This window comes from Pseudomonas sp. Pseusp97, assembly GCF_047304025.1.
Taxonomy (GTDB): domain Bacteria; phylum Pseudomonadota; class Gammaproteobacteria; order Pseudomonadales; family Pseudomonadaceae; genus Pseudomonas.
Genome location: NZ_JBGLYK010000064.1, coordinates 1 through 20,048 on the forward strand (window position 1 = coordinate 1; position 20,048 = coordinate 20,048).

26 protein-coding genes and 1 pseudogene are annotated in these 20,048 nt (G+C 66.4%); 15 read left to right on the forward strand and 12 right to left on the reverse strand.

Features of this window, described 5'->3' with window-relative positions; all coding sequences use genetic code 11:
- Positions 1 to 196 (forward strand): hypothetical protein (locus ACCC94_RS13275; RefSeq protein WP_413349913.1); only part of this gene is annotated, 196 nt, incomplete at its 5' end.
- A gap of 138 nt (positions 197 to 334) precedes the next feature.
- Here the strand turns inward: ACCC94_RS13275 and ACCC94_RS13280 are convergent.
- Entirely contained in the window at positions 335 to 736 is a 402-nt protein-coding gene (locus ACCC94_RS13280; protein WP_413349914.1) for a hypothetical protein, read from the reverse strand.
- A gap of 128 nt (positions 737 to 864) precedes the next feature.
- On the opposite strand from ACCC94_RS13280, the gene ACCC94_RS13285 reads away from it, so the two are divergent.
- Positions 865 to 1,668, forward strand: a complete 804-nt coding sequence (locus tag ACCC94_RS13285) for a helix-turn-helix domain-containing protein (RefSeq protein WP_413349915.1) — start codon at positions 865 to 867, stop codon at positions 1,666 to 1,668.
- A gap of 6 nt (positions 1,669 to 1,674) precedes the next feature.
- Here ACCC94_RS13285 and ACCC94_RS13290 read toward each other — a convergent pair whose 3' ends face one another.
- Positions 1,675 to 2,199, reverse strand: coding sequence for a DUF962 domain-containing protein (locus ACCC94_RS13290; protein WP_413349916.1), 525 nt, complete (start codon positions 2,197 to 2,199; stop codon positions 1,675 to 1,677).
- A gap of 74 nt (positions 2,200 to 2,273) precedes the next feature.
- Between ACCC94_RS13290 and ACCC94_RS13295 the strand changes: the two genes are divergently transcribed.
- From ACCC94_RS13295 to ACCC94_RS13305, 3 genes are all read left to right on the forward strand, one after another.
- A complete protein-coding gene (locus ACCC94_RS13295; RefSeq protein ID WP_413349917.1) occupies positions 2,274 to 2,963 on the forward strand; it encodes a Crp/Fnr family transcriptional regulator in 690 nt (229 codons plus the stop codon).
- A 191-nt stretch (positions 2,964 to 3,154) separates the two neighbouring features.
- Positions 3,155 to 3,652: an outer membrane beta-barrel protein gene (locus ACCC94_RS13300; protein ID WP_413349918.1), complete on the forward strand. Its 498-nt coding sequence runs from the start codon at positions 3,155 to 3,157 to the stop codon at positions 3,650 to 3,652.
- 226 nt (positions 3,653 to 3,878) lie between these two features.
- The gene (locus ACCC94_RS13305; protein WP_413349919.1) at positions 3,879 to 4,637 is read left to right on the forward strand and encodes a hypothetical protein; all 759 of its coding nucleotides are present in this window, start codon (positions 3,879 to 3,881) and stop codon (positions 4,635 to 4,637) included.
- Between the two features lie 4 nt (positions 4,638 to 4,641).
- Here ACCC94_RS13305 and ppk2 read toward each other — a convergent pair whose 3' ends face one another.
- Both ppk2 and ACCC94_RS13315 read right to left on the reverse strand, forming a co-directional pair.
- Positions 4,642 to 5,517, reverse strand: coding sequence for a polyphosphate kinase 2 (ppk2, locus tag ACCC94_RS13310; RefSeq protein WP_413349940.1), 876 nt, complete (start codon positions 5,515 to 5,517; stop codon positions 4,642 to 4,644).
- 211 nt (positions 5,518 to 5,728) lie between these two features.
- Positions 5,729 to 6,694, reverse strand: a complete 966-nt coding sequence (locus ACCC94_RS13315) for a magnesium transporter CorA family protein (protein ID WP_413349920.1) — start codon at positions 6,692 to 6,694, stop codon at positions 5,729 to 5,731.
- Between the two features lie 89 nt (positions 6,695 to 6,783).
- Between ACCC94_RS13315 and ACCC94_RS13320 the strand changes: the two genes are divergently transcribed.
- From ACCC94_RS13320 to ACCC94_RS13330, 3 genes are all read left to right on the forward strand, one after another.
- The gene (locus ACCC94_RS13320) at positions 6,784 to 7,065 is read left to right on the forward strand and encodes a hypothetical protein (protein WP_413349921.1); all 282 of its coding nucleotides are present in this window, start codon (positions 6,784 to 6,786) and stop codon (positions 7,063 to 7,065) included.
- An 81-nt stretch (positions 7,066 to 7,146) separates the two neighbouring features.
- Complete coding sequence (locus ACCC94_RS13325; RefSeq protein ID WP_413349922.1) at positions 7,147 to 7,380, forward strand: TIGR02647 family protein; 234 nt, start codon at positions 7,147 to 7,149, stop codon at positions 7,378 to 7,380.
- Positions 7,381 to 7,472: 92 nt separating this feature from the next.
- Positions 7,473 to 10,322: a class I adenylate cyclase gene (locus ACCC94_RS13330; RefSeq protein WP_413349923.1), complete on the forward strand. Its 2,850-nt coding sequence runs from the start codon at positions 7,473 to 7,475 to the stop codon at positions 10,320 to 10,322.
- Positions 10,323 to 10,371: 49 nt separating this feature from the next.
- Here ACCC94_RS13330 and rnk read toward each other — a convergent pair whose 3' ends face one another.
- The 4 genes from rnk to ACCC94_RS13350 form a co-directional block, all read right to left on the reverse strand.
- The gene (gene rnk, locus ACCC94_RS13335; RefSeq protein WP_413349924.1) at positions 10,372 to 10,776 is read right to left on the reverse strand and encodes a nucleoside diphosphate kinase regulator; all 405 of its coding nucleotides are present in this window, start codon (positions 10,774 to 10,776) and stop codon (positions 10,372 to 10,374) included.
- Positions 10,777 to 10,960: 184 nt separating this feature from the next.
- Positions 10,961 to 11,167, reverse strand: coding sequence for a DUF1289 domain-containing protein (locus tag ACCC94_RS13340; protein ID WP_413349925.1), 207 nt, complete (start codon positions 11,165 to 11,167; stop codon positions 10,961 to 10,963).
- On the reverse strand, positions 11,145 to 11,480 hold the full coding sequence (gene cyaY / locus ACCC94_RS13345; RefSeq protein ID WP_015479506.1) for an iron donor protein CyaY: 336 nt from the start codon (positions 11,478 to 11,480) through the stop codon (positions 11,145 to 11,147). The genes ACCC94_RS13340 and cyaY overlap by 23 nt, the downstream gene beginning before the upstream one ends.
- Positions 11,477 to 12,538, reverse strand: coding sequence for an AraC family transcriptional regulator (locus ACCC94_RS13350; RefSeq protein ID WP_413349926.1), 1,062 nt, complete (start codon positions 12,536 to 12,538; stop codon positions 11,477 to 11,479). The genes cyaY and ACCC94_RS13350 overlap by 4 nt, the downstream gene beginning before the upstream one ends.
- A 151-nt stretch (positions 12,539 to 12,689) precedes the next feature.
- Here ACCC94_RS13350 and lptM point away from each other — a divergent pair, with 151 nt between their 5' ends.
- The 6 genes and pseudogenes from lptM (at position 12,690) to ACCC94_RS13380 (ending at position 16,391) form a co-directional block, all read left to right on the forward strand.
- The gene (lptM, locus tag ACCC94_RS13355; RefSeq protein ID WP_017520757.1) at positions 12,690 to 12,830 is read left to right on the forward strand and encodes an LPS translocon maturation chaperone LptM; all 141 of its coding nucleotides are present in this window, start codon (positions 12,690 to 12,692) and stop codon (positions 12,828 to 12,830) included.
- An 11-nt stretch (positions 12,831 to 12,841) separates the two neighbouring features.
- A pseudogene (locus ACCC94_RS13360) lies at positions 12,842 to 13,153 on the forward strand (diaminopimelate decarboxylase); the annotation flags it as partial.
- 13 nt (positions 13,154 to 13,166) lie between these two features.
- Positions 13,167 to 13,997: a diaminopimelate epimerase gene (gene dapF, locus ACCC94_RS13365; protein ID WP_413349927.1), complete on the forward strand. Its 831-nt coding sequence runs from the start codon at positions 13,167 to 13,169 to the stop codon at positions 13,995 to 13,997.
- A gap of 11 nt (positions 13,998 to 14,008) precedes the next feature.
- Positions 14,009 to 14,710: a DUF484 family protein gene (locus ACCC94_RS13370; protein WP_088419939.1), complete on the forward strand. Its 702-nt coding sequence runs from the start codon at positions 14,009 to 14,011 to the stop codon at positions 14,708 to 14,710.
- An 86-nt stretch (positions 14,711 to 14,796) separates the two neighbouring features.
- A complete protein-coding gene (xerC, locus tag ACCC94_RS13375) occupies positions 14,797 to 15,702 on the forward strand; it encodes a tyrosine recombinase XerC (protein ID WP_413349928.1) in 906 nt (301 codons plus the stop codon).
- Positions 15,699 to 16,391, forward strand: a complete 693-nt coding sequence (locus tag ACCC94_RS13380) for an HAD family hydrolase (protein WP_413349929.1) — start codon at positions 15,699 to 15,701, stop codon at positions 16,389 to 16,391. Before xerC ends, ACCC94_RS13380 begins: the two co-directional genes overlap by 4 nt.
- Before the next feature lie 269 nt (positions 16,392 to 16,660).
- On the opposite strand, the gene sutA is transcribed toward ACCC94_RS13380, so the two are convergent.
- The 4 genes from sutA to glnK form a co-directional block, all read right to left on the reverse strand.
- Positions 16,661 to 16,993 (reverse strand): transcriptional regulator SutA, encoded by a 333-nt coding sequence (gene sutA / locus ACCC94_RS13385; RefSeq protein ID WP_413349930.1) that lies wholly within the window; start codon positions 16,991 to 16,993, stop codon positions 16,661 to 16,663.
- A gap of 78 nt (positions 16,994 to 17,071) precedes the next feature.
- Positions 17,072 to 17,497 (reverse strand): secondary thiamine-phosphate synthase enzyme YjbQ, encoded by a 426-nt coding sequence (locus tag ACCC94_RS13390; RefSeq protein WP_413349931.1) that lies wholly within the window; start codon positions 17,495 to 17,497, stop codon positions 17,072 to 17,074.
- Positions 17,498 to 17,604: 107 nt separating this feature from the next.
- Positions 17,605 to 18,939, reverse strand: coding sequence for an ammonium transporter (locus ACCC94_RS13395; protein ID WP_413349932.1), 1,335 nt, complete (start codon positions 18,937 to 18,939; stop codon positions 17,605 to 17,607).
- Between the two features lie 41 nt (positions 18,940 to 18,980).
- The gene (glnK, locus tag ACCC94_RS13400) at positions 18,981 to 19,319 is read right to left on the reverse strand and encodes a P-II family nitrogen regulator (protein ID WP_003457590.1); all 339 of its coding nucleotides are present in this window, start codon (positions 19,317 to 19,319) and stop codon (positions 18,981 to 18,983) included.
- A gap of 403 nt (positions 19,320 to 19,722) precedes the next feature.
- Between glnK and ACCC94_RS13405 the strand changes: the two genes are divergently transcribed.
- Positions 19,723 to 20,016, forward strand: coding sequence for an accessory factor UbiK family protein (locus ACCC94_RS13405; RefSeq protein ID WP_413349933.1), 294 nt, complete (start codon positions 19,723 to 19,725; stop codon positions 20,014 to 20,016).
- Positions 20,017 to 20,048 lie beyond the last annotated feature (32 nt).

Here is a 20,048-nt window from a genome sequence, read left to right on the forward strand (position 1 = left end):
CCCCCCCCAAACCGCTTTGCGCCAAACTTCGCAGATTAACTTTGTAGGATGGGTGGAGCGCAGCTATACCCATCAATTCCGTGCACCGAACGCATGGGTATCGCTGCGCTCCACCCATCCTACAAAGTTCATCTGCGAAGTTTGGCGCAAAGCGGTTCGCGAGCAAGCTCGCTCCTACGAAGAGCGCACCCTGTAGGAGCGAGCTTGCTCGCGAACCCAATGCCCGGAACAAGAGCGAACCAACAGCGTAGGGCGCATAACCTGGAACAGGTTATCCGCCGGCTCCGGTCCGGCGGATAACGCTGGCGCGTTATGCGCCCTACTGTTGTTGCATTCACAAGGCCAGCATCGCCGACCGGCGCAGCCCGAAGAACTCCAGCTCCGCCAGCAGCAGGACTACCAGCGCCTGGCCGATGACGAAGGCGTAGCCCAGGGCGGTGGGCTGGACATAGCCGGTGACCAGCAGGGCGACGCTCTCCACCACCCACAGCGCGTTCAAGGCGATCACCGCCCAGACGCCGGTGCGCGACAGCACCGCCTGGTTGCTCATCCAGTAGAGCACCAGCGCCAACGGCAGCAGCACGATGCCGGCCACCAGCAGCAGGACGAAGGGCAGGCCCAGCAGCTCGCCCAGCGGTTGCGCGGCCAAGGCCATCAAGAGGCCCATGGCGCCACCGGCGATGGCATCGACTTTCAGGGTCAGGCGAAGCAGCGGGGAGGATTGCAGCAGAGTCATGGCGAAGCTCCTTCAAGGGTCGCCGCCGGTTGGCGACGTGTGGCTGAAGAATCCGCCGACGACGTAGGTGCGTCGATTACCTGCCAGGTAATGGCCGTACGGCCTGTGCAGGTCTATCGTTCGAAGCCATGAACAGTCCAGCCCAGAACAACCCGGCCCAACCAGTCGGCGCCCTGCTCCGCCAGTGGCGGCAGCGCCGCCGGCTCAGCCAGCTCGACCTCGCCTGCGACGCGGAGATTTCCACGCGCCACCTGAGTTTCGTCGAAACCGGGCGAGCCTTGCCCAGCCGCGAGATGCTCCTGCATCTGGCCGAACAGCTGGACATCCCCCTGCGCGAACGCAACCGCCTGCTCAGCGCCGCCGGCTACGCCCCGGTGTATTCGGAGAAGGGTCTGGACGACCCGGCGCTGACAGTGGCCCGGCAGGCGATCGACCAGTTGCTCAAGGCCCACGAACCGAACCCGGCGATGGTGGTGGACCGCCACTGGAACCTGCTGGCGTCGAACCGCACGGTGGATATCTTCCTGATCGGCGTCGACCCGGAACTGCTGCAGCCGCCGATCAACGTGCTGCGCATGAGTCTGCACCCCAAGGGGCTGGCGCCGCGCATCCTCAACCTGGGGCCGTGGAAGGCGCATGTGGTGGAGCGCTTGCAGCGCGACTTCGAGGCCAGCGGCGACCCCGCTCTGGCGGCGCTGCGCGACGAGGTGGCGGACTATCCGGCGCCGCCCTACGACGAGGCGGCCAGCGGCGACATGGTGCTGATCCCGGTGCAGCTGCAGACGGAGCTGGGCGTGTGCAGCCTGATCGGCACCATCACGGTGTTCGGCACGCCGGTGGACGTGACGCTGTCGGAGCTGGCCCTGGAAACCTTCTTCCCGGCCGACCCCGACAGCGCCCGTATCCTGCGCCAGCTCAGCGGGACGGACTGAAGCGGTTCAGGCAGTCGCCTTCTTCTCGCGGATGCAGGTGGGGCCGGCGCGTTCTTCCACGGCGTGGCGCACGTCATCGCGCAGGCCGAGCAGGAAGGCCGCTTCGGCGGCGACGAACAGCGGGCCGACGATCAGCCCGGTGAGGTCATCGACGAAGGCCGGCTTGCGCCCCTCGTACCAGTGGCCGACGAACTGGATGATCCAGCCCACCACGAACAGGCCGACGCCCCAGGTCAGCCAGTAGGCGGTGCTGCCGGCGGCAAAGCCGGCGCCCAGCCATAGCGACAGTGCCAGCAGCGCGGTCATGAGCAGGCCGAAGCGCAGGTCCAGGCGCAAATAGAAGACCACCGAGGCCAGCGCCAGCAGCGTGGCGGGCGAAACCAGCAGGCCGGCCAGTTCGAAACCGGGGCGCGACAGCAGGGTGGCGATGGCCAGCACGATCATCGGGATGCCGATGAAATGGCTGACGATGTTCCGCCGGTCACGGTGGTAGGCGGCATATTGGGCAAGGTGGTCGACCAGAGTTTTCATTGTTGTTCTCCCGCAAGGTACTGGCATGATGGCGATCTGTGCCCCGCCACTCTGTCAGCTAGCCGACATTGCCCATGACCGACGCCAAGCCCTACCTCGCCTGCCTGCAAGACGGCCGCTGGTTCCAGACCCTTCCCGAGGGCCTGCGCCAGGCGTTGTGCGACGCCGCCGTGGTGCGTCGCCTGCCCGCCGGTCAGCGCCTGTTCGCGCGCGGCGATGCGCCGTGCGGCCTGTATTGCGTGGTGGAAGGCGCGATGCGCGTCAGCGTGGTCGGCGAGACCGGCAAGGAAGCGTTGCTGGCGCTGGTGGAAGCGCCCAACTGGTTCGGCGAGATCTGCCTGTTCGACGGCCAGCCGCGCACCCACGACGCCTATGCCGAGGGCGCTACCGTGCTACTGCAGGTGCCCTTGGCGCCGCTGCAGGCCCTGCTGGCGCAGCACCCGGAATACTGGCGCGACTTCGCCCTGCTGATGAGCCACAAGCTGCGCATCACCTTCGCCGTGCTGGAAGAGCTGTCGCTGCTTCCGGCCGCGCCGCGCCTGGCCCGGCGCCTGCTGATGATCGCCGAAGGCTACGGCGAGTCGGCCACCGCCAAGCGCGAGCTGCACCTGCCGCAGGACCAGCTGGCGGCCATGCTCTCGCTGTCGCGGCAGACCACCAACCAGATCCTCAAGGACCTGGAAGCCCAGGGCATCGTGCGGCTGAGCTACGGCGGCATCGAGATTCTCGACCGCGAGCGCCTGCGCCTGGCCGCCCACGTTTGACCCGCGCCAGCTGCGTCTAGAAAAAAAGCCAGGCCTCTCTCGACAACCTACGATGGTCGCACCCGGCACTCCCTCGCTCTAATGCACCCCGCCGCCGCGCGGGTGCCGAACAGCCCGCGCCGAACCGGCACCCGAACCCTCCGCAAGACAGCAAGGCGGCCGGCGCCCCGCGCCAGCCGCAAGGGAATCCTATGCGCCTTTCGAAACTCCTCTGCGCCCTCGCCCTGACCGCTCCGGCACTGGCGATGGCCGACGACAGCGGTCTCTACGTCGGCGGCGGCGTCACCCGCCTCGAGATCGACGACCGCTCCTTCGACGACCACGACAACAGTTACAAGCTGTACGCCGGCTACCGCCTGAACAACTACCTGTCCCTGGAAGGCGCGGTGGTCGACTTCGGCGACATGAGCGACGGCAGGAAACACTTCGATGGCGAGTCACTGCAGGCCAACGTGCACCTGGGCTTTCCCATCGGCCAGCGCATCCGCCTGTATGGCATCGCCGGTGTGCACGCCTGGCACGCCGATGACGATGTCGCCGGCAAGTCCGATGACGTGGACCCGCTCTACGGTTTCGGCGGCGAAGTGGACCTGATCGGCGGCCTGGGCGTGCGCCTGGAACAGGAATACCTGGACGTCGGCGACATCGATCTCGACCAGACCACCCTCTCCGCCTACTGGCGCTTCTGATCCCGGCCCGCCCCCGTAAAGCCCGGCGGAAGGTCCGGCTCTCTCCCCGGAGCAGCCCTCCCCCTCCTGACCTTCCGCCGGCACCTTCACCTCGACAAATCACTCTTTCGGTCGGTTGCAGCGGCTCCGTTCGCGGCTAGCCTAGGGATAGCTGCGTTTCTGGCGCCAGAAAGACACACACCCGGCGATACCCGCGGCTGACAATAACAATAAGGACGCCTCCGCCATGTTCGATATCGTTCGTGGGTTCATGCTGTGCTGTTTCGGACTCTTCGCCCTCGCCGCCCAGGCCAACCTCCCCAGCGAGGAACTGCAACTGCAGACCCTGCAGGTCTACACCTGCCGCTCGATCAACAGCCTGTTGCTGCTGCGCGGCGAAGGCTTCCAGGAAACCCACGCCGCCCAACTGGAGAAGGACCTGGCCACCCTGGACAACGCCATCAAAGCCTATCCCAAGGCCGACGAGGCACTGAAGAAGGCGCACGATGCCTTCGTTACCCAGATTCGCAACGGCGTTTCCTACGGCCCCAAGGAAGAAGACCTGCCCTGGCGCTACAACCAGGACCTGAGCCGCTCCCTGCGCGACCTGCTCAACCAGGTCGAACGCTTCGTCCCCGCCAGCGCCGACGCCAGCCAGATTCCGCTGTGGGAACTGCCGGTGCGCGTGGAATACCTGGCCACCCAGTACCTGGGCCGCGCCTACATGAGCGGCCTGGAACTGGCCCGCGAGCAACCCCAGGAATACCTCGGCCAGGACGAAAGCGTGCTGGTGCCGCTCCTCTCCCAGCGCATCGACCAGTTGCCCGACAGCGACGCCAGCAAGAAGCTGCGCACCCGCTGGGAGTACCTGAGCAAGGCGCTGCTGGACATGAACAGCAAGAGCAACGCCCTCGTCAGCGCCTCGGGCCGTCCGTGGGCGCCGATCATCGTCGAGCGCAACGCCCGCGCCGTCTCCGGCCAGCTCATGCTGATCAGCCAGCAGTAGCGCCTCAGGCCGGGATCGCCTCGGCCTCGGGCGAGGGCAACACGGCCGGCGTCGGGCGCTCCAGCTCATCCCGGTCCATCAGGGCCGCGCGGCCCGTCAGCAACGCATCCGGCTCGCGGGCGATCTTCGGGTTCTTGTCCGGGTAATCCAGGCTGTGCAGGAAGTGCCGCAGGCAGTTGAGCCGCGCGCGCTTCTTGTCATCGGACTTGACCACCACCCAGGGCGCGTCGGCGGTGTCGGTGTGGAAGAACATCGCCTCCTTGGCCTGGGTGTAGTCGTCCCAGCGATCCAGCGACTGGATGTCGATGGGCGACAGCTTCCAGTGCTTGAGCGGGTCGTCGCGGCGCGAGACGAAGCGGCGCAGCTGCTCCTCGCGGCTCACCGAGAACCAGAACTTGAACAGGTGGATGCCGTTGCGCACCAGCATGCGCTCCAGTTCCGGCGTCTGCTGCATGAACTCCAGGTACTGGCGCGGCGAGCAGAAGCCCATGACCCGCTCGACCCCGGCGCGGTTGTACCAGGAGCGGTCGAAGAAGACGATCTCGCCCGCCGTCGGCAGGTGCTGGATGTAGCGCTGGAAGTACCACTGGCCACGCTCGGCGTCGCTGGGTTTTTCCAGCGCCACCACGCGGGCGCCGCGCGGGTTGAGGTGCTCGGTGAAGCGCTTGATGGTGCCGCCCTTGCCGGCGGCATCGCGGCCCTCGAAGAGCAGAACGATGCGCTGGCCGGTCTCCTTCACCCAGTTCTGCACCTTCAGCAGCTCGATCTGCAGCTCGGCCTTGGCCTTCTCGTATTCCTTGCGCTGCAGGCGCTTGCGGTAGGGATAGCTGGCGGGCAGCCGGGCCGAGGTGGAATCTTCGTCGCTGCCGCGCGGGGCCATGGCGACGGTCAGCGCGACCGGGCCCTGGCTCTGCGCCTGGATCTGCGCGCCACCCTTGGACGGCGCTTCGGGCAACGCCGCGATGGCGGACGGGTTGGCTTCGGATTGCGGCCTGGGCTCCTGGGACATGGTCTCCTCCTGTGAGACGTGGGGACGGCCCTCCACTGTGCTACCCGTGCCGCAAGCCCTTCTTGACCCGCATCAACCCCGCCTAGAGCCAGCCTTTGTACTTGAACCAGTAGTAGGGAATGATCGCCGAGATCACCATTGCCACCAGCGCCATGGGGTAGCCGGCCAGCCACTGCAGCTCGGGCATGTGCGCGAAGTTCATGCCGTACACCGTGCCCACCAGGGTGGGCGGCAGGAACAGCACGGCGGCGATGGAAAACACCTTGATGATGCTGTTCTGCTCGATGTTGATCAGGCCCAGCGTGGCGTCCAGCAGGAAGGTGATCTCCCCGGCCATCTTCGTCTGGTATTCGCTGAGCGAGCGCACGTCGCGCTCCACCGACTTCATGCCCAGCTTCACTTCGTCGCTGATCCAGCTGTTGCTGCCCTGGCGGAAGTAACCCAGTGGGCGGCTGATGCTCAGCAGGCTCTCGTTGAGCTTGGACAGCAGCGAGTTCTTGCGCCCCAGCTGCTTGACCACTTCCTGCAGGTCGGCTTTCTCGGCAGACGGCCCCTCGCGGAAGATGTCGGTGCCCAGGGTGTCCAGCTGCTTCTGCACGTTCTCCAGTACGTCGGCGATGCGGTCCACCACGCTGTCCATCAGGGTGACGAACAGCTGGTCGCTGCGCCCCTCGCAGCCGCCGCGCTGGGTGCGTGTCTCGAAAGTGCGGAAGGCCAGCAGGTCGGTGTAGCGCACCGTCACCAGCCAGTGCGGTGTCAGCACGCAGGTGACTTCCGAACTGCTCGGCTTGTGCTCGCGGATGCCGCCGACCACGGTGGTGGTCATGTACAGCGCGCCCTTGCTCTCGTAGAAGCGCGAGGAGTCCTCGATCTCGGCCATTTCCTCGCGAGTCGGCACATCCACTTCAATGATCGACTCGAGCAGCTGCTCTTCCTCCGCGGTCGGCTGGAACAGGTCGATCCACAGCGTGTCCTTGGGCATGCCGTGGCACTCGTTGCCGTTGTGGCGCACCAGGCGGTCGCCGACGAGGGTGTAATAGGTGATCATGTCGCCCGACAATCCTTTTACGCACCTGAAGTTGACCCGCAGGTTGGCCAACTTCCCGGCGCTTCACAAGCCCACCGGAGAATCCTGTGATGAGCGAGCAAGACGATGGCGAAGAGTCCTTTGCCGAAGACACCCTGATCCAGGCCATCGAGAACCAGATCGACAGCGAGAACCCGCCGGCTGCCCGGGCCGTGTTCAACAAGCTGACGCTGGTCGGCTACGAACGCGAGGACGCCCTGCACCTGATGGCCCTGGTGCTCGCCCACGAGATCGAGGCGATGCTGGCCGAGGACCGCCCGTTCAACGGCGAATGGTACGAGCAGGCCCTGCGCGCGCTGCCGACCCTGCCCGACGGCACTGTTGCCGAATGAGTCAGCGACATAACAGCGCTTGCCGAACCGGTCGGACTTGAGACTACACTGCAGACTCATTGACCATCGGGAGTTAGGCGAATGGCTTTCACGAAAGAAATGGTTGAGGAACTGGACCTGCTGGCGCTGTATGACCTGGAGAACAGCCAGGCGGGATTGAAAGTCCACCATGATGCTTCCGCCGAGGCCGTGGCGGCAGCAGGCCGACTCCATGCCAAGGGCCTGATCGACCAGCAGGACGGCGGCTACCTCACCAGCCTCGGCCTCGATGCCGCCGAGCATGCCCAGGTCCTGCTCGGCATCCTGCGCAGCTGACCTCAAGTTCCCCCGCGAGCGGGCGATAAACTGGCACACTTCCGAGCGCCGCATTTGCTGATGCGGCGCCGCTGGCCAGACAGCAGTACGCCATGACGCTCACCCCCGAGATCCGCCCGGACATCGACGACGGCATCGACCGCAAGGTGCTGACGCAACTGCGTCAGCGCTTCCTGAAGGTCAACCAGGCCCGTCTGCAACGGGCCAGCGAAGCGCTTTCCACTCGCCAGCAGCTTGTCCTCAAACTGTTGCCGCTGCTGCTGGACGTGAACCACCCGCTGCTGCCCGGCTATGTCTCGGCCGGCACGCCCGCCGGGCTGTCGAATTTCGTCCCCGACGACGAGATACTCGCCGAAGCCCAGCGCCTGACCCGCTCCTTCAGCTACAAGACCCGTCGCGGCAATCCGCCGCTGCCGATCCACGGGCTGTTCCTGATGGGCAGCCTGGGCACGGTCGCCCAGGCCGAGCAGAGCGACCTGGACCTGTGGGTCTGTCATGCCTCCGACCTTGCGGAAAAAGAGCTGGCCGAGCTGCGCCGCAAGTGCGAACTGCTCGAACAGTGGGCCGCCACCCAGGGCGCCGAGGTGCACTGCTTCCTCGTCGATCCGCAGCACTACACCCAGGGAGCCCGCGAGGCGCGGCTGACCTCCGATGACTGCGGCACCAGCCAGCACTTCCTGCTGCTGGATGAGTTCTACCGAACCGCCATCTGGCTCGGCGGCCGCACGCCGCTGTGGTGGCTGGTGCCGGTCTACGAAGAAAACCGCTACGCCGAGTACTGCCAGACGCTGCTGAGCAAACGCTTCATCCGCGCCGAGGACGTCCTCGACCTCGGCCACCTGGCGCGCATCCCGCCGGGCGAGTTCATCGGCGCCGGCATGTGGCAACTGTTCAAGGGCATCGAGTCGCCCTACAAGTCGGTGCTCAAGCTGCTGCTCACCGAGGTCTACGCCAGCGAACACCCGCAGGTGTCCTGCCTGAGCCTGCGCTACAAGCAGGCGATCTACGCCGGGCGCCTGGATGTGGAAGAGCTCGACCCCTACGTCATGCTCTACCGCCGCCTGGAGGAATACCTCAAGGAGCGCGGCGAGACCGAACGCCTGGAACTGATCCGCCGCTGCCTCTACCTGAAGGTTGGCAAGAAGCTCAGCCGCCCGCCGCGCCAGGGCCACAAGAGCTGGCAGCGCAAGGTGATGGAGCGCGTCTCGGCGCCGTGGAAGTGGGACAGCCGCGCCTTCGCGCTGCTCGACAGCCGCAGCCAGTGGAAGGTGCGCCAGGTACTGCTGGAGCGTCGCGCGCTGGTCAACGAACTGACCCACAGCTACCGCTTCCTCTCGCAGTTCGCCCGCCTGCAGCAGGCCGCCAGCGGCATCAACCCAAGGGACATGGGCATCCTCGGCCGGCGCCTGTACGCCGCCTTCGAGCGCAAGGCCGGCAAGGTCGAGTTCATCAACCCGGGCATCGCCCCGGACATGGCCGAAGACATCCTCACCCTTGCCCAGCTGCCCGGCGGCGAGGCCGGCAAGCCGCCGTACTGGGCGCTGTTCGGCGGCAACCTGTCGCTTACGGAAATGGCCGACTTCGCCCCGCTGCGTCGCGCCCGCGACCTCATGGAACTGCTCGCCTGGAGCCACCGCAACGGCGTGATCGACGCCACCACGCGGCTGTCCCTGCAACCGGGCGCCAGCGACCTGAGCGAGTTCGAGCTGCAGAACCTGCTGGGCTGCCTGCAGCAGGCCGTACCGCTGCCGCTGAGCGAAGTGCCGGAAAGCGCCCTGCTGCGCAGCGCCGTGCCTTCGCAGGTGTTGCTGCTGGTGAACGTCGGCGTCGATCCGCTGCGCCAGCACAGCCAGATGAATGTGCACATGACCACCGAGCGCACCGACTCACTCGGCTATTCCGGCGTGCGCGACAACCTGGTGCTGACCCTCGACCAGATCACCCTGAACAGCTGGAACGAGTTGCTGGTCAGCCGCTACGCAGGTCCCCATGCCCTGCTCGACTGCCTGCGCGAGTTCCTCAACACGCTGCCCACCGACGCCCCGCCGCCGCGCCTGCTGGTGCGCTGCTTCTGCCGCAACCGCGCCACGGCCATCGCCCAGCGGGTGGAAGACCTGTTCCGCGATGCCCATGGCCAGCTCGCCAGCGGCAAGGGTGGGCGTTATCTGCTGCAGGTGCGCCAGCATTTCCATCTGCTGCACCTGGTGCCCGGCAGCGTCAGTCACCGGGTGATAGAGGGCTTGCCAGCGCTGGTCGAGCACCTGGGCGACACCCAGGACGACAGCGGCTTCCTGCAGCTGGACCGGCACGCGCTGGAGGGCGACGACCTCGCCATGATCCTGCCGCTGGGCCGGGCCAACACCGTGCAGGTGTTCTACCGCCTGGACGATGGCAGCGCGGAAATCACCATCCTCGACGAGCGCAACGCCCTCTGGCGGCGGCGCCAGGAATACGACACGGAGGAGGGCCTGCTGCTGCCGCTGCAACGCTTCCTGCAGTCGGTCCAGTACCGCCGCAACGCAGTGATTTCGCTACTGGAAGCCCAGGGGCCGGTGGGCGCCGACATCCTCTTCTACGAGGTGGTGACCGACGGCCACCAGCGCGCGCAACGCATCGAAAGGCGCGGCGCCCCGCAACCGCTGGAGGCGCTGCCGTTCTACAACGTGCAGGCCATCGTCGAACCGGGCGAAGGCCAGCGCGCGCGCACCACGCTGTTCTGCAACCACCGCGAGTTCTCGGAGCTGGAGTTCGGCAGCGAGCTGTTCCAGGCAGTGGCCCGGCATATCCTCGACCGCCGGCGCGGACAGGAGCGCTACCCCTGCTACATCACCGACCTGGACCTGTCGGCCATGCGCGAAGGCGGGGAGCTGCAGACCGTGCATTTTCTGCGCTACAAGCAGAGCCTGGAGCAGGCGCTGAACCGGGCGCTGGCCGAGGCCTGAAGCGGCTTCGGCCGGGCGCCTGGGGAAGGAAGTTTGCGAAGGGGCGACCTCAGCGATCGTATTCGCCGGCTGCCTCGGGCTGGTATTCCACTTCCAGCAGGGTCAGCTTCAGCGTCTTGCCGCTGGGCGCCGGCCAGTCGATGCTCTGGCCGGTAGTCAGGCCCAGCAGGGCGGTGCCCACCGGGGCGAGGATCGACACCTTGCCTTCACCGCCGACGTCGGCCGGGTAGACCAGGGTCAGGTGGTATTCCTTGCCGCTGCCTTCCTCGCGGCAGCGCACGGTGGAATTCATCGTGACCACGCCCGGCGGTATCTCGTCGTGGCCGACCACCGTGGCACGGGCCAGCTCGGCCTCCAGCGCCTCGGCCGCGGGGCCGTACTCATCCAGGCTGTCGAGCATGCGCTCCAGACGTTGCAGGTCGAGTCGAGTAACGGTGATGGGTGTCGTGGTCATGATGGTTGGCAGTCTCCTTACAGGAGAGCCCCGGACGCTCGCGCGTTCGGGGCCCTGGGTGTTCTGGCAGTAAAGACGTTCGGCAGGCGAACGCGCAGTGAAATTCGAAAAAAGAAAAACCCCGCCCTAAGGCGGGGTTTTTCCGGACACTAACACAGCGCAGAAAATAAGCAACACCGACCAGTCACCACTTCGGCGAGTGGTTGTTTCGGCGCTTTTCGCAGTCCGCCAGGATCGCCCGGCGGCGCTCGCCGTCAGCCTCGTTCCACTCCAGGATCTCGCCCAGGGTGCGCCCGCAGCCGACACAGACGTCTGCTTCGTCCAGGCAGCAACGCCGGCAGCAGGGCGAGGCGACCCGAGCCTGCGGCTCAGATGCCGGGGAAGTCGACATCCTCGCCTGCCTGTTCCAGCGTGGCGCGGTTGAGCAGCGCGCCCAGCGGTTCGCGGGTGCTGTCGCTGATCCACAGCGAGCCGGATTCGTCGTAGTCGAAATGGAAGCCGCCGGAGCGCGCCGCCACCCAGAGCTGGCGCAGCGCCGGCTGGCGGCTGAGGATCAGCTGGGTGCCGTTCTCGAAGCGCACGGTCAGCACGCCGCTGGAATTTTCCAGGTCCACGTCCAGGTCGCTGTCGTCGAAGGCGTCCTCCACCGTTACCTGTACGGCGTCCACCAGGTCATGGAAACGGGCCTCGCTCAAAGTGCTCATGCATCGTCCTCGGGATCAGTCAAAGGCATCAGTTTACGCCGGTATTGGCCCAGACTCTGCCCCGTCCAGCGCCGGAATGCGCGGGCGAGCGAGCCGGCTTCGCTGAAGCCCAGCAGGTAGGCGATGTCGGCGCTGTCCAGTGCCGGGTCGCGCAGGTAGTGCAGCACCAGTTGCTGGCGGGTCTCGTCCACCAGCTGGCTGAACGACAGGCCGCTGTCGCGCAGGCGGCGCTGCAGGGTGCGCGGGCTCAGCGCCAGGGTCTGCGACAGGCGTTCCAGGTCCGCGCCCTGCTCCGGCAACTGGCGCGCCAGCCCCAGGCGTGCGCGGTCGAGCACGCTGTCGCCCTTGTTGATTTCCGCCAGCAGGCGCTCGGCGTAGGCATCCAGGGTGCGCTGCACCTGGGCATCGGCCTGGCCGAGCGGCAGCGCCAGCAGGCGTCTGGGGAAGACCAGGGCGTTGTCCGGCTGGTCGAACAGCACCGGGCAACGAAAGATGCGCTCGTGCTCGCTGGTATCGGCCGGCGCGCTGTGGCGGAAACGCACCTCGACCGGCGCCTCATCGACGCCGCTGACCCAGTGGCCGAAGCTGACCCAGCCGGCCAGCGTTTCTTCGCTCATCTGCCGCTGCTGTTGCGGCAACAGTGGCTCCCAGCTGTGCCTGACCAGCGCCTCGCAGCCCGGGCGCGGCGGCTCGTCGGCCAGTTCGACGCGGCCCAGGTTGCCCACCAGCGAGGCATAGCGCGCCTGCCGGTGCAGCGCATCGGAGAGGGTCGCGCAGCTCATGATGAGGTAGCCCAGCACGCCGTAGTAGCCGGGGCGCACCGCCTCACCCAGGTGCAGGCCGAGGTTGTCGTCGCCGCTCAGGCGCACACCGGCGCCGACCAGTTCCAGGTACGCGCTGGCGGCGATGCGCTGGTCGCGCTGGGCGAGGATCGCAGGCTCCAGGTGTACCGTCGCCAGCAGCTGCGCCGGCTCCACGCCCCGGCGCTGCAGATGCTCCACGAGGCCTTGCAGGTAGGCCACCGACACCGAACTGGGCAGGGGATCGCGATAGTCCATCGGCACTTCCATTTTTGCCCGCCATCATAGGGCCACTCGCCCATCGCTGCGAGCCGCAAGCCCCGCCGGGCGGGAGCCCGCTTGAATAGGCAAGCCGGCGGGGGGTCGGTATACTCCGGTCCAATTGACGCTTTACTACAAGGATTCCGCCATGAAGCGACTGCTGCTTCCCTTCGTCGCGATCGCCCTGCTGACCGCCGCCATCGCCGGCTGCGGCCAGAAAGGCCCGCTGTACCTGCCGGACGACGAAAAGGCCAAGAACGAACACAGCAAGGACCGCTACGGTCTCTGAGGGCGTTTCCCATGGACGCCTTCGCCGTCCGCGACGGGCAACCGTTCGCGGCAGACGTGTCGTCGCCGGCGTTCGCCGAGCGCGTCGACAGGCCGATTCGGCAAGCCGGCAGCCTGCAGGCCCGGCTCCGCAATCCCGTCCGGCAAGAAGGTGACCTGCTGGCCGTCCGTTCGGTCGGCGCCTATGGTTTCGTCATGAATTCCAACGATAACACCCGGGGCCGCGCCGCCGAGGTGCTGGTGGATAGCTCGGCCGCGCAGACGCTGCGCCGGCACGCAACACGACAAGAGCTGTTCGCCGGCGAAAGCCTGCTGCCGGACTGAGGCCGAGACGACGATGCTTCTGCGCTTTACCAAGATGCACGGGCTGGGCAATGACTTCATGGTCCTTGACCTGGTCAGCCAGCACGCCCATGTGCAGCCCCGCCACGTGAAACAGTGGGGCGACCGCAATTTCGGAGTCGGTTTCGATCAACTGCTGATCGTCGAGCCGCCGAGCACGCCGGACGCGGACTTCCGCTACCGCATCTTCAACTGCGACGGCACCGAGGTCGAACAGTGCGGCAACGGCGCGCGCTGCTTCGCCCGCTTCGTGGTCGACAAGCGTCTGACCGCGAAGAAGACCATCCGCGTCGAAACCAAGGGCGGCATGATCGAGCTGACCCTGACCAACGACGGCCAGGTCACCGTCGACATGGGCCCGCCGCGCCTGCAGCCCGAGCAGGTGCCGTTCAAGGCCAGCGCCGAAGCGCTGAGCTACCCCGTCGAGGTGGACGGCGAGCGCTACGAACTGGCAGCGATCTCCATGGGCAACCCGCACGGCGTGCTGCGCGTGGATGACGTCGACAGCGCACCGGTACGCACCCTCGGGCCGAAACTCGAACTCCACGAGAGCTTCCCGCAGAAGGCCAACATCGGCTTCCTGCAGATCGTCAATCCGCACCAGGCGCGCCTGCGCGTCTGGGAACGCGGCGCTGGCGAGACGTTGGCCTGCGGCACCGGCGCCTGCGCCGCCGCGGTCGCCGGCATCCGCCAGGGCTGGCTGCAATCGCCGGTACAGATCGACCTTCCCGGCGGACGGTTGTCCATCGAGTGGGCAGGACCGGGTCAGCCCGTTATGATGACCGGGCCCGCCGTGCGGGTGTTCGAAGGCCAGGTACGTCTATAACCGGGACGCTTATGACCGATACTCCGCAGGACCCCACCGTTACGCTCGAAGCCGAACAGGTCGCCGACTATCTTCGCCGGCACCCTGAATTCTTCGTCGACCATGACGAGCTGATCCCGGAGATGCGCATTCCGCACCAGCCGGGCGATGCCGTGTCGCTGGTGGAGCGCCAGGTCCGCCTGCTGCGCGAGCGCAACATCGAGATGCGCCATCGGCTGTCGCAACTGATGGATGTCGCCCGCGACAACGACCGCCTGTTCGACAAGACCCGCCGCCTGGTGCTCGACCTGCTCGACGCCACCAGCCTGGAGGAAATCGTCAGCACGGTGGAAGACAGCCTGCGCCACGAATTCCTCGTGCCCTACGTCAGCCTGATCCTGTTCAGCGACAACAACCTGCCGGTTGGCCGCTCGGTGAGCAGCGCCGAGGCGCACCAGGCCATCGGCGGCCTGCTGTCGGGCGGCAAGACCGTCTGCGGCGTGCTGCGCCCCCACGAGCTGGCCTTCCTGTTCTGCGAGAGCGAACGCGAGCAGGTCGGCTCCGCCGCCGTGGTGCCGCTGACCTTCCAGGGCCTGCACGGCGTGCTGGCGATCGGCAGCCCCGACCCGCAGCATTACAAGAGCTCGCTGGGCACCCTGTTCCTGGGCTACGTCGCCGAAGTCCTCGCGCGGACCCTGCCGCGCTTCGCCACGCCACTGCGCTCGGTACGCTAGCGCGAAGCTGCAAGCTATAGGCTGCAAGCCGCAAGCGGTCGCAGTACGCTGGGCGGGGACTGCGCTTTTCACCTGGAGCTTGTCGTTTGGAGCTTGAAGCTGGCATCAATGCCTATCTGGAACACCTGCGCAGCGAGCGCCAGGTGTCGGTCCATACCCTCGACGGCTACCGCCGCGACCTGCTGCGCCTTGCCGCGCTCTGCGAGAAATCCTCGCTGAACGAGTGGCCCGCGCTGCAGGTGCGCGACCTGCGGATGTTCGTCGCCCGCCTGCACCAGCAGGGCCTCGCCAGCCGCAGCCTGGCGCGCCTGCTGTCGGCCACGCGCGGGCTGTTCCAGTACCTGATCCGCGAGGGCTGCTGCCGACACAACCCCGCCGACGGCCTTTCCGCTCCCAAGGGCGCACGCAAGCTGCCACGCACCCTGGATGCCGACCGCACTGCGCAACTGCTGGACGGCGGCGTCGAGGACGACTTCATCGCCCGCCGCGACCAGGCGCTGCTCGAGCTGTTCTATTCCTCGGGCCTGCGCCTGTCCGAACTGGTCGGCCTCGACCTGGAGTGGCTGGACCTCAAGGACGGCCTGGTGCGCGTGCACGGCAAGGGCAACAAGGTGCGCGAACTGCCGGTCGGGCGTGCCGCGCGGCAGGCCATCGAAAACTGGCTGCCGCTGCGGGCGCTGGCCTCGCCGCAGGACAACGCCGTTTTCATCGGCCGCAGCGGCAAGCGCCTAACGCCCCGCGCCATCCAGCTGCGCGTGCGCGAAGCCGGCGTGCGCGAGCTCGGCCAGCACCTGCATCCGCACATGCTGCGGCATTCCTTCGCCAGCCATATGCTGGAGTCGTCCCAGGACCTGCGCGCGGTGCAGGAGCTGCTCGGCCACGCCGACATCGCCACCACGCAGATCTACACCCACCTGGATTTCCAGCACCTCGCCACGGTCTATGACCAGGCGCACCCACGGGCACGCCGTAAACCCGGAGCAGAAGAATGAGTATCCGTCTGGTCACCTTCGACCTCGATGACACGCTGTGGGACGTCGCCCCGGTGATGAACAGCGCGGAAGCCACGCTGCGCGACTGGCTGGCGGTGAATGCCGCGCAGCTGGGCCCCGTGCCCATCGAGCACCTGTGGGCGATCCGTTCACGGCTGATGGAGCAGGACCCGATGCTCAGGCATCGCCTGAGCGAATTGCGCCGGCGCATCCTGTTCCACGCCCTGCTCGATGCGGGTTACCCACAGGCCGAGGCCAGCGAACTGGCGGAAGCCGGCTTCCAGACCTTCCTCCATGCACGGCACCAGGTCGCGTTGTTCCCGGAGGTACATCCGACCCTGGAGCAACTGGCCAACCGCTTCATCCTCGGCGTGCTCACCAACGGCAACGCCGACGTGCGCCGCCTGGGGCTGGCCGATTACTTCCAGTTCGCCCTGTGCGCGGAGGAACTGGGCGTCGGCAAGCCCGACCCGCATCCCTTCCAGGAAGCGCTCAAGCGCGGCGGCGTGCGGCCCGAGGAAGGCGTGCATATCGGCGACCACCCCAGCGACGACATCGCCGGCGCTCGCCGCGCCGGCATGCAGGCGATCTGGTTCAACCCGGCGCGCAAGGAATGGGACGGCGAGGAAGCGCCCAGCGCGATCATCCACAACCTTTCCGAGCTGCCAGGGGTTCTGGCAAAACTCTGATGCCGCTGCTCCGTGGATAACACTGGCGCTCGGGCATCCACCCTCTCCCCAGCCCTCTCCCTGAAGGGAGAGGGAGCAGATCGCGCCAACTGATGCCATGGTTTCAACCCGCGCCGAACGGTCCCCTCTCCCTTCAGGGAGAGGGTTAGGGAGAGGGCCAGACCGAGCGCAGATGTCCCCCCTTGGAGCGGAACCATCGTTACAAACGGGCATGAAAAAGCCCCGCCGCTCCTCACGAAGCGGCGGGGCTTTTCAGGGCGCGTCAGATATCAGATAGGGCGGCTGCCGTATTTGCTATCCGGCTTCTTGGGCGGGTCGGCCACGACGTTGGGCTCGATCTCCTGCACCTTGCCGCCGCGATTGAGGAATTCCTCCATCGCGCGGGCCAGTGCGTCACGATCCTTCTGCTTGGCCTCTACCGAGGGCAGTTCCTCTTCTTCCGCAGCGGCCTTGGCTTTCTTGCCACCGCTCTTGGAAGCAGGGGCTTCATCCCCGTCGCCGCTGTCGGCGTCGACTTCGCTATCGTCAGCTGCGGCGAGCTCCTCGCCGTCATCCTCGTCAGCGCCGTCCAGTTCGTCCTGTTCCAGTTCTTCGTCGCTCATTATTCAACCTCTGTGGTGCTGCAAAGCACGTTAGTTATAGCCCAGCTGCGCGCTTTGACGAACGCAGCCGGAAAAAATTCATACAAGCTCGCCTTGCCAGGTCGCCACGAGCTTTCGCGGCCCGCCGTGGTCGCGGTGCTCGCCCAGATAGATACCTTGCCAGGTGCCCATTGCCAAGCCTCCCTCCTGTATCGGCAGCGTCAGCTGACAGCCCAGCAGGCTCGACTTGAAATGCGCCGGAAGGTCGTCCGGACCTTCGTAGTCATGCTCATAGCCACGCTCGCCCTGGGGCACCAGGCGATTGAAGAATCGCTCGAAATCGCGGCGCACCGAGGGATCGGCATTCTCGTTGACCGTCAGCGAGGCGGAGGTGTGCTGCAACAGCAGGTGCAGCAGGCCGACCCGGCACTCCGACAGCTCCGGCAACGCGGCCAGGATCTCGTCGGTGACCAGGTGGAAACCTCGCGGGCGAGGGCGCAGGGTGATGGTCTTCTGCTGCCACATGGCGGGCAATCCTTCCGTCGCTAACGGTGATGCGCGCGCATTCTAGCGTGCTGATCGAAAAAACAAAGGGCGCCCGAGGGCGCCCTTCGTCGAACTTGCGCGAAGCCTTACAGGTTGTAGCCGCGCTCGTTGTGCAGGGAGAGGTCCAGACCCACGGTTTCCTCTTCCTCGGTGACGCGCAGACCCATGACCAGGTCCAGGACCTTGAGGATCACGAAGCTGACGATACCGGTGTAGACGATGGTGAAGGCCACGCCCTTGAACTGGGTGAACAGCTGCGCGCCGATGTCGGTCACGGTGCCGAAGCCGCCCAGTGCCGGAGCGGCGAACACGCCGGTGAGCAGGGCGCCGACGATACCGCCGACCGCGTGCACGCCGAAGGCGTCCAGGGAATCGTCGTAGCCGACGGCGCGCTTGAGGCTGGTGGCGGCGAAGAAGCAGATCACGCCGGCAGCCAGGCCGATCACGATGGCGCCCATCGGGCCGCAGGTGCCGGCGGCCGGGGTGACGGCAACCAGGCCGGCCACCACGCCCGAAGCGATGCCCAGGGCGCTCGGCTTACCGTGGGTGATCCACTCGGCGAACATCCAGCCCAGGGCGGCGGCAGCGGTGGCGATCTGGGTGACCAGCATGGCCATGCCGGCGGTGCCGTTGGCGGCAGCGGCGGAGCCGGCGTTGAAGCCGAACCAGCCTACCCACAGCAGGGCGGCGCCGATCAGGGTGTAGCCCAGGTTGTGCGGGGCCATGGCAGCGGTCGGGTAGCCCTTGCGCTTGCCGAGCACGATGCACGCTACCAGGCCAGCGATACCGGCGTTGATGTGCACCACGGTGCCGCCGGCGAAGTCCAGCACGCCCCAGTCCCACAGCAGGCCGCCGTCACCGCTCCAGACCATGTGGGCGATCGGTGCGTAGACCAGGGTGAACCACAGCGCGGTGAAGATCAGCATGGCGGAGAACTTCATGCGCTCGGCGAAGGCGCCGACGATCAGGGCCGGGGTGATGATCGCGAAGGTCATCTGGAACATCACGAAGACGCTCTCAGGGAACAGCGCGGCGGCGGAAGTCAGGCCGGTGGAGGTCAGGCCACTGAGGAAGGCCTTGTCGAGCCCGCCGACGAAGGAAGCGAAGTTGACCACGCCTTTTTCCATGCCGACGGTATCGAAGGCCAGGCTGTAGCCGTAGACGACCCAGAGGATGCTGATCAGCGCGGTGATCGCGAAGCACTGCATCATGATCGACAGGACGTTCTTGGCGCGCACCATGCCGCCATAGAACAGGGCGAGGCCGGGGATGGTCATCAGCAGCACCAGGGCGCTGGAAATCAGCATCCAGGCGGTGTCGCCGCTGTTCAGGACGGGGGCCGCGGCCTCGTCGGCCAAGGCCAGACCGGGCATTGCGAGGGGCAATAGGGCGCCTAGCCCTGCGTATTTGCGCAGAGTCATTGTTGTTTCTCCTGGGGCGTTGGGTTCGGTGTGGGCTTGGCTTAGATCGCGTCGGTGCCGGTTTCGCCGGTACGGATACGAATGGCCTGTTCCAGATTTACGACAAAGATCTTGCCGTCACCGATCTTCCCGGTGTTGGCGGCCTTGGTGATGGCTTCGATAACACGATCCAGCTGGTCATCGGCGATGGCGACGTCGATCTTCACCTTCGGCAGGAAATCGACAACGTATTCCGCGCCACGGTACAGCTCGGTGTGGCCCTTCTGCCGGCCGAAGCCCTTGACTTCGGTCACAGTGATGCCCTGCACGCCGATCTCGGACAGCGACTCACGAACGTCGTCCAGCTTGAACGGCTTGATGATGGCTGTGACTAGCTTCATGTAACTCTCTCCCGTGTTTTGGTGGACCCGCCCCAGGAAGAACGAACCCGGAGACAAGTCTAAGCGCAGTGTCTGGCTTTTGTAATGCGCCGGCCGCCCTACCTCAGCACTCCGACTGCCTTGAGCGAAGCGATCCACCGCCTCTCCTGCCGCACCGGAACTGCATCGGTGCACGCCCTATCTGCCCCAAAGCATGAAGCTTGCCAGTTCGTGAAAAGACCCGTGACATCAGGTACTTGGCTTGAAACAGGGCTTTCTGGCGAAACGCCAGCGGCGCTTCCGCGCACCGAAAGCGCGCACGCCGAGCGGGCACACTGCTCAAAAAGCGTGCAACCCCGCGCGCCGCAGCCGGCGCCGGCTGCGTGATAGACTGCGCTCTGATTCAATCCGGAACCCATGAACCATGCTGCCGCCCAAAGCCTTCCTCGATGCCATCAGCCAACAAGCCGGACGCCTGTTCGGTGGCGAATCGCCCCTGCCGAAGGCCGAGCTGGAAGCCCAGTTCAAGGTCCTGATGCAGAGCGCCTTCAGCAAGCTCGACCTGGTCAGCCGCGACGAATTCGACAGCCAGATGGTCGTCCTCGCGCGCACCCGCGCCCGCCTCGAGGCGCTGGAAGCCAAGGTCGCGGATATGGAAGCCAGGCTGTCCCCGTCCGCCGACATCGCCGCACCCGCCGATCCCGCTTCCGAAAAATAGGCCCCGCCAGGCGGGCGGCATGCGATCCAGGA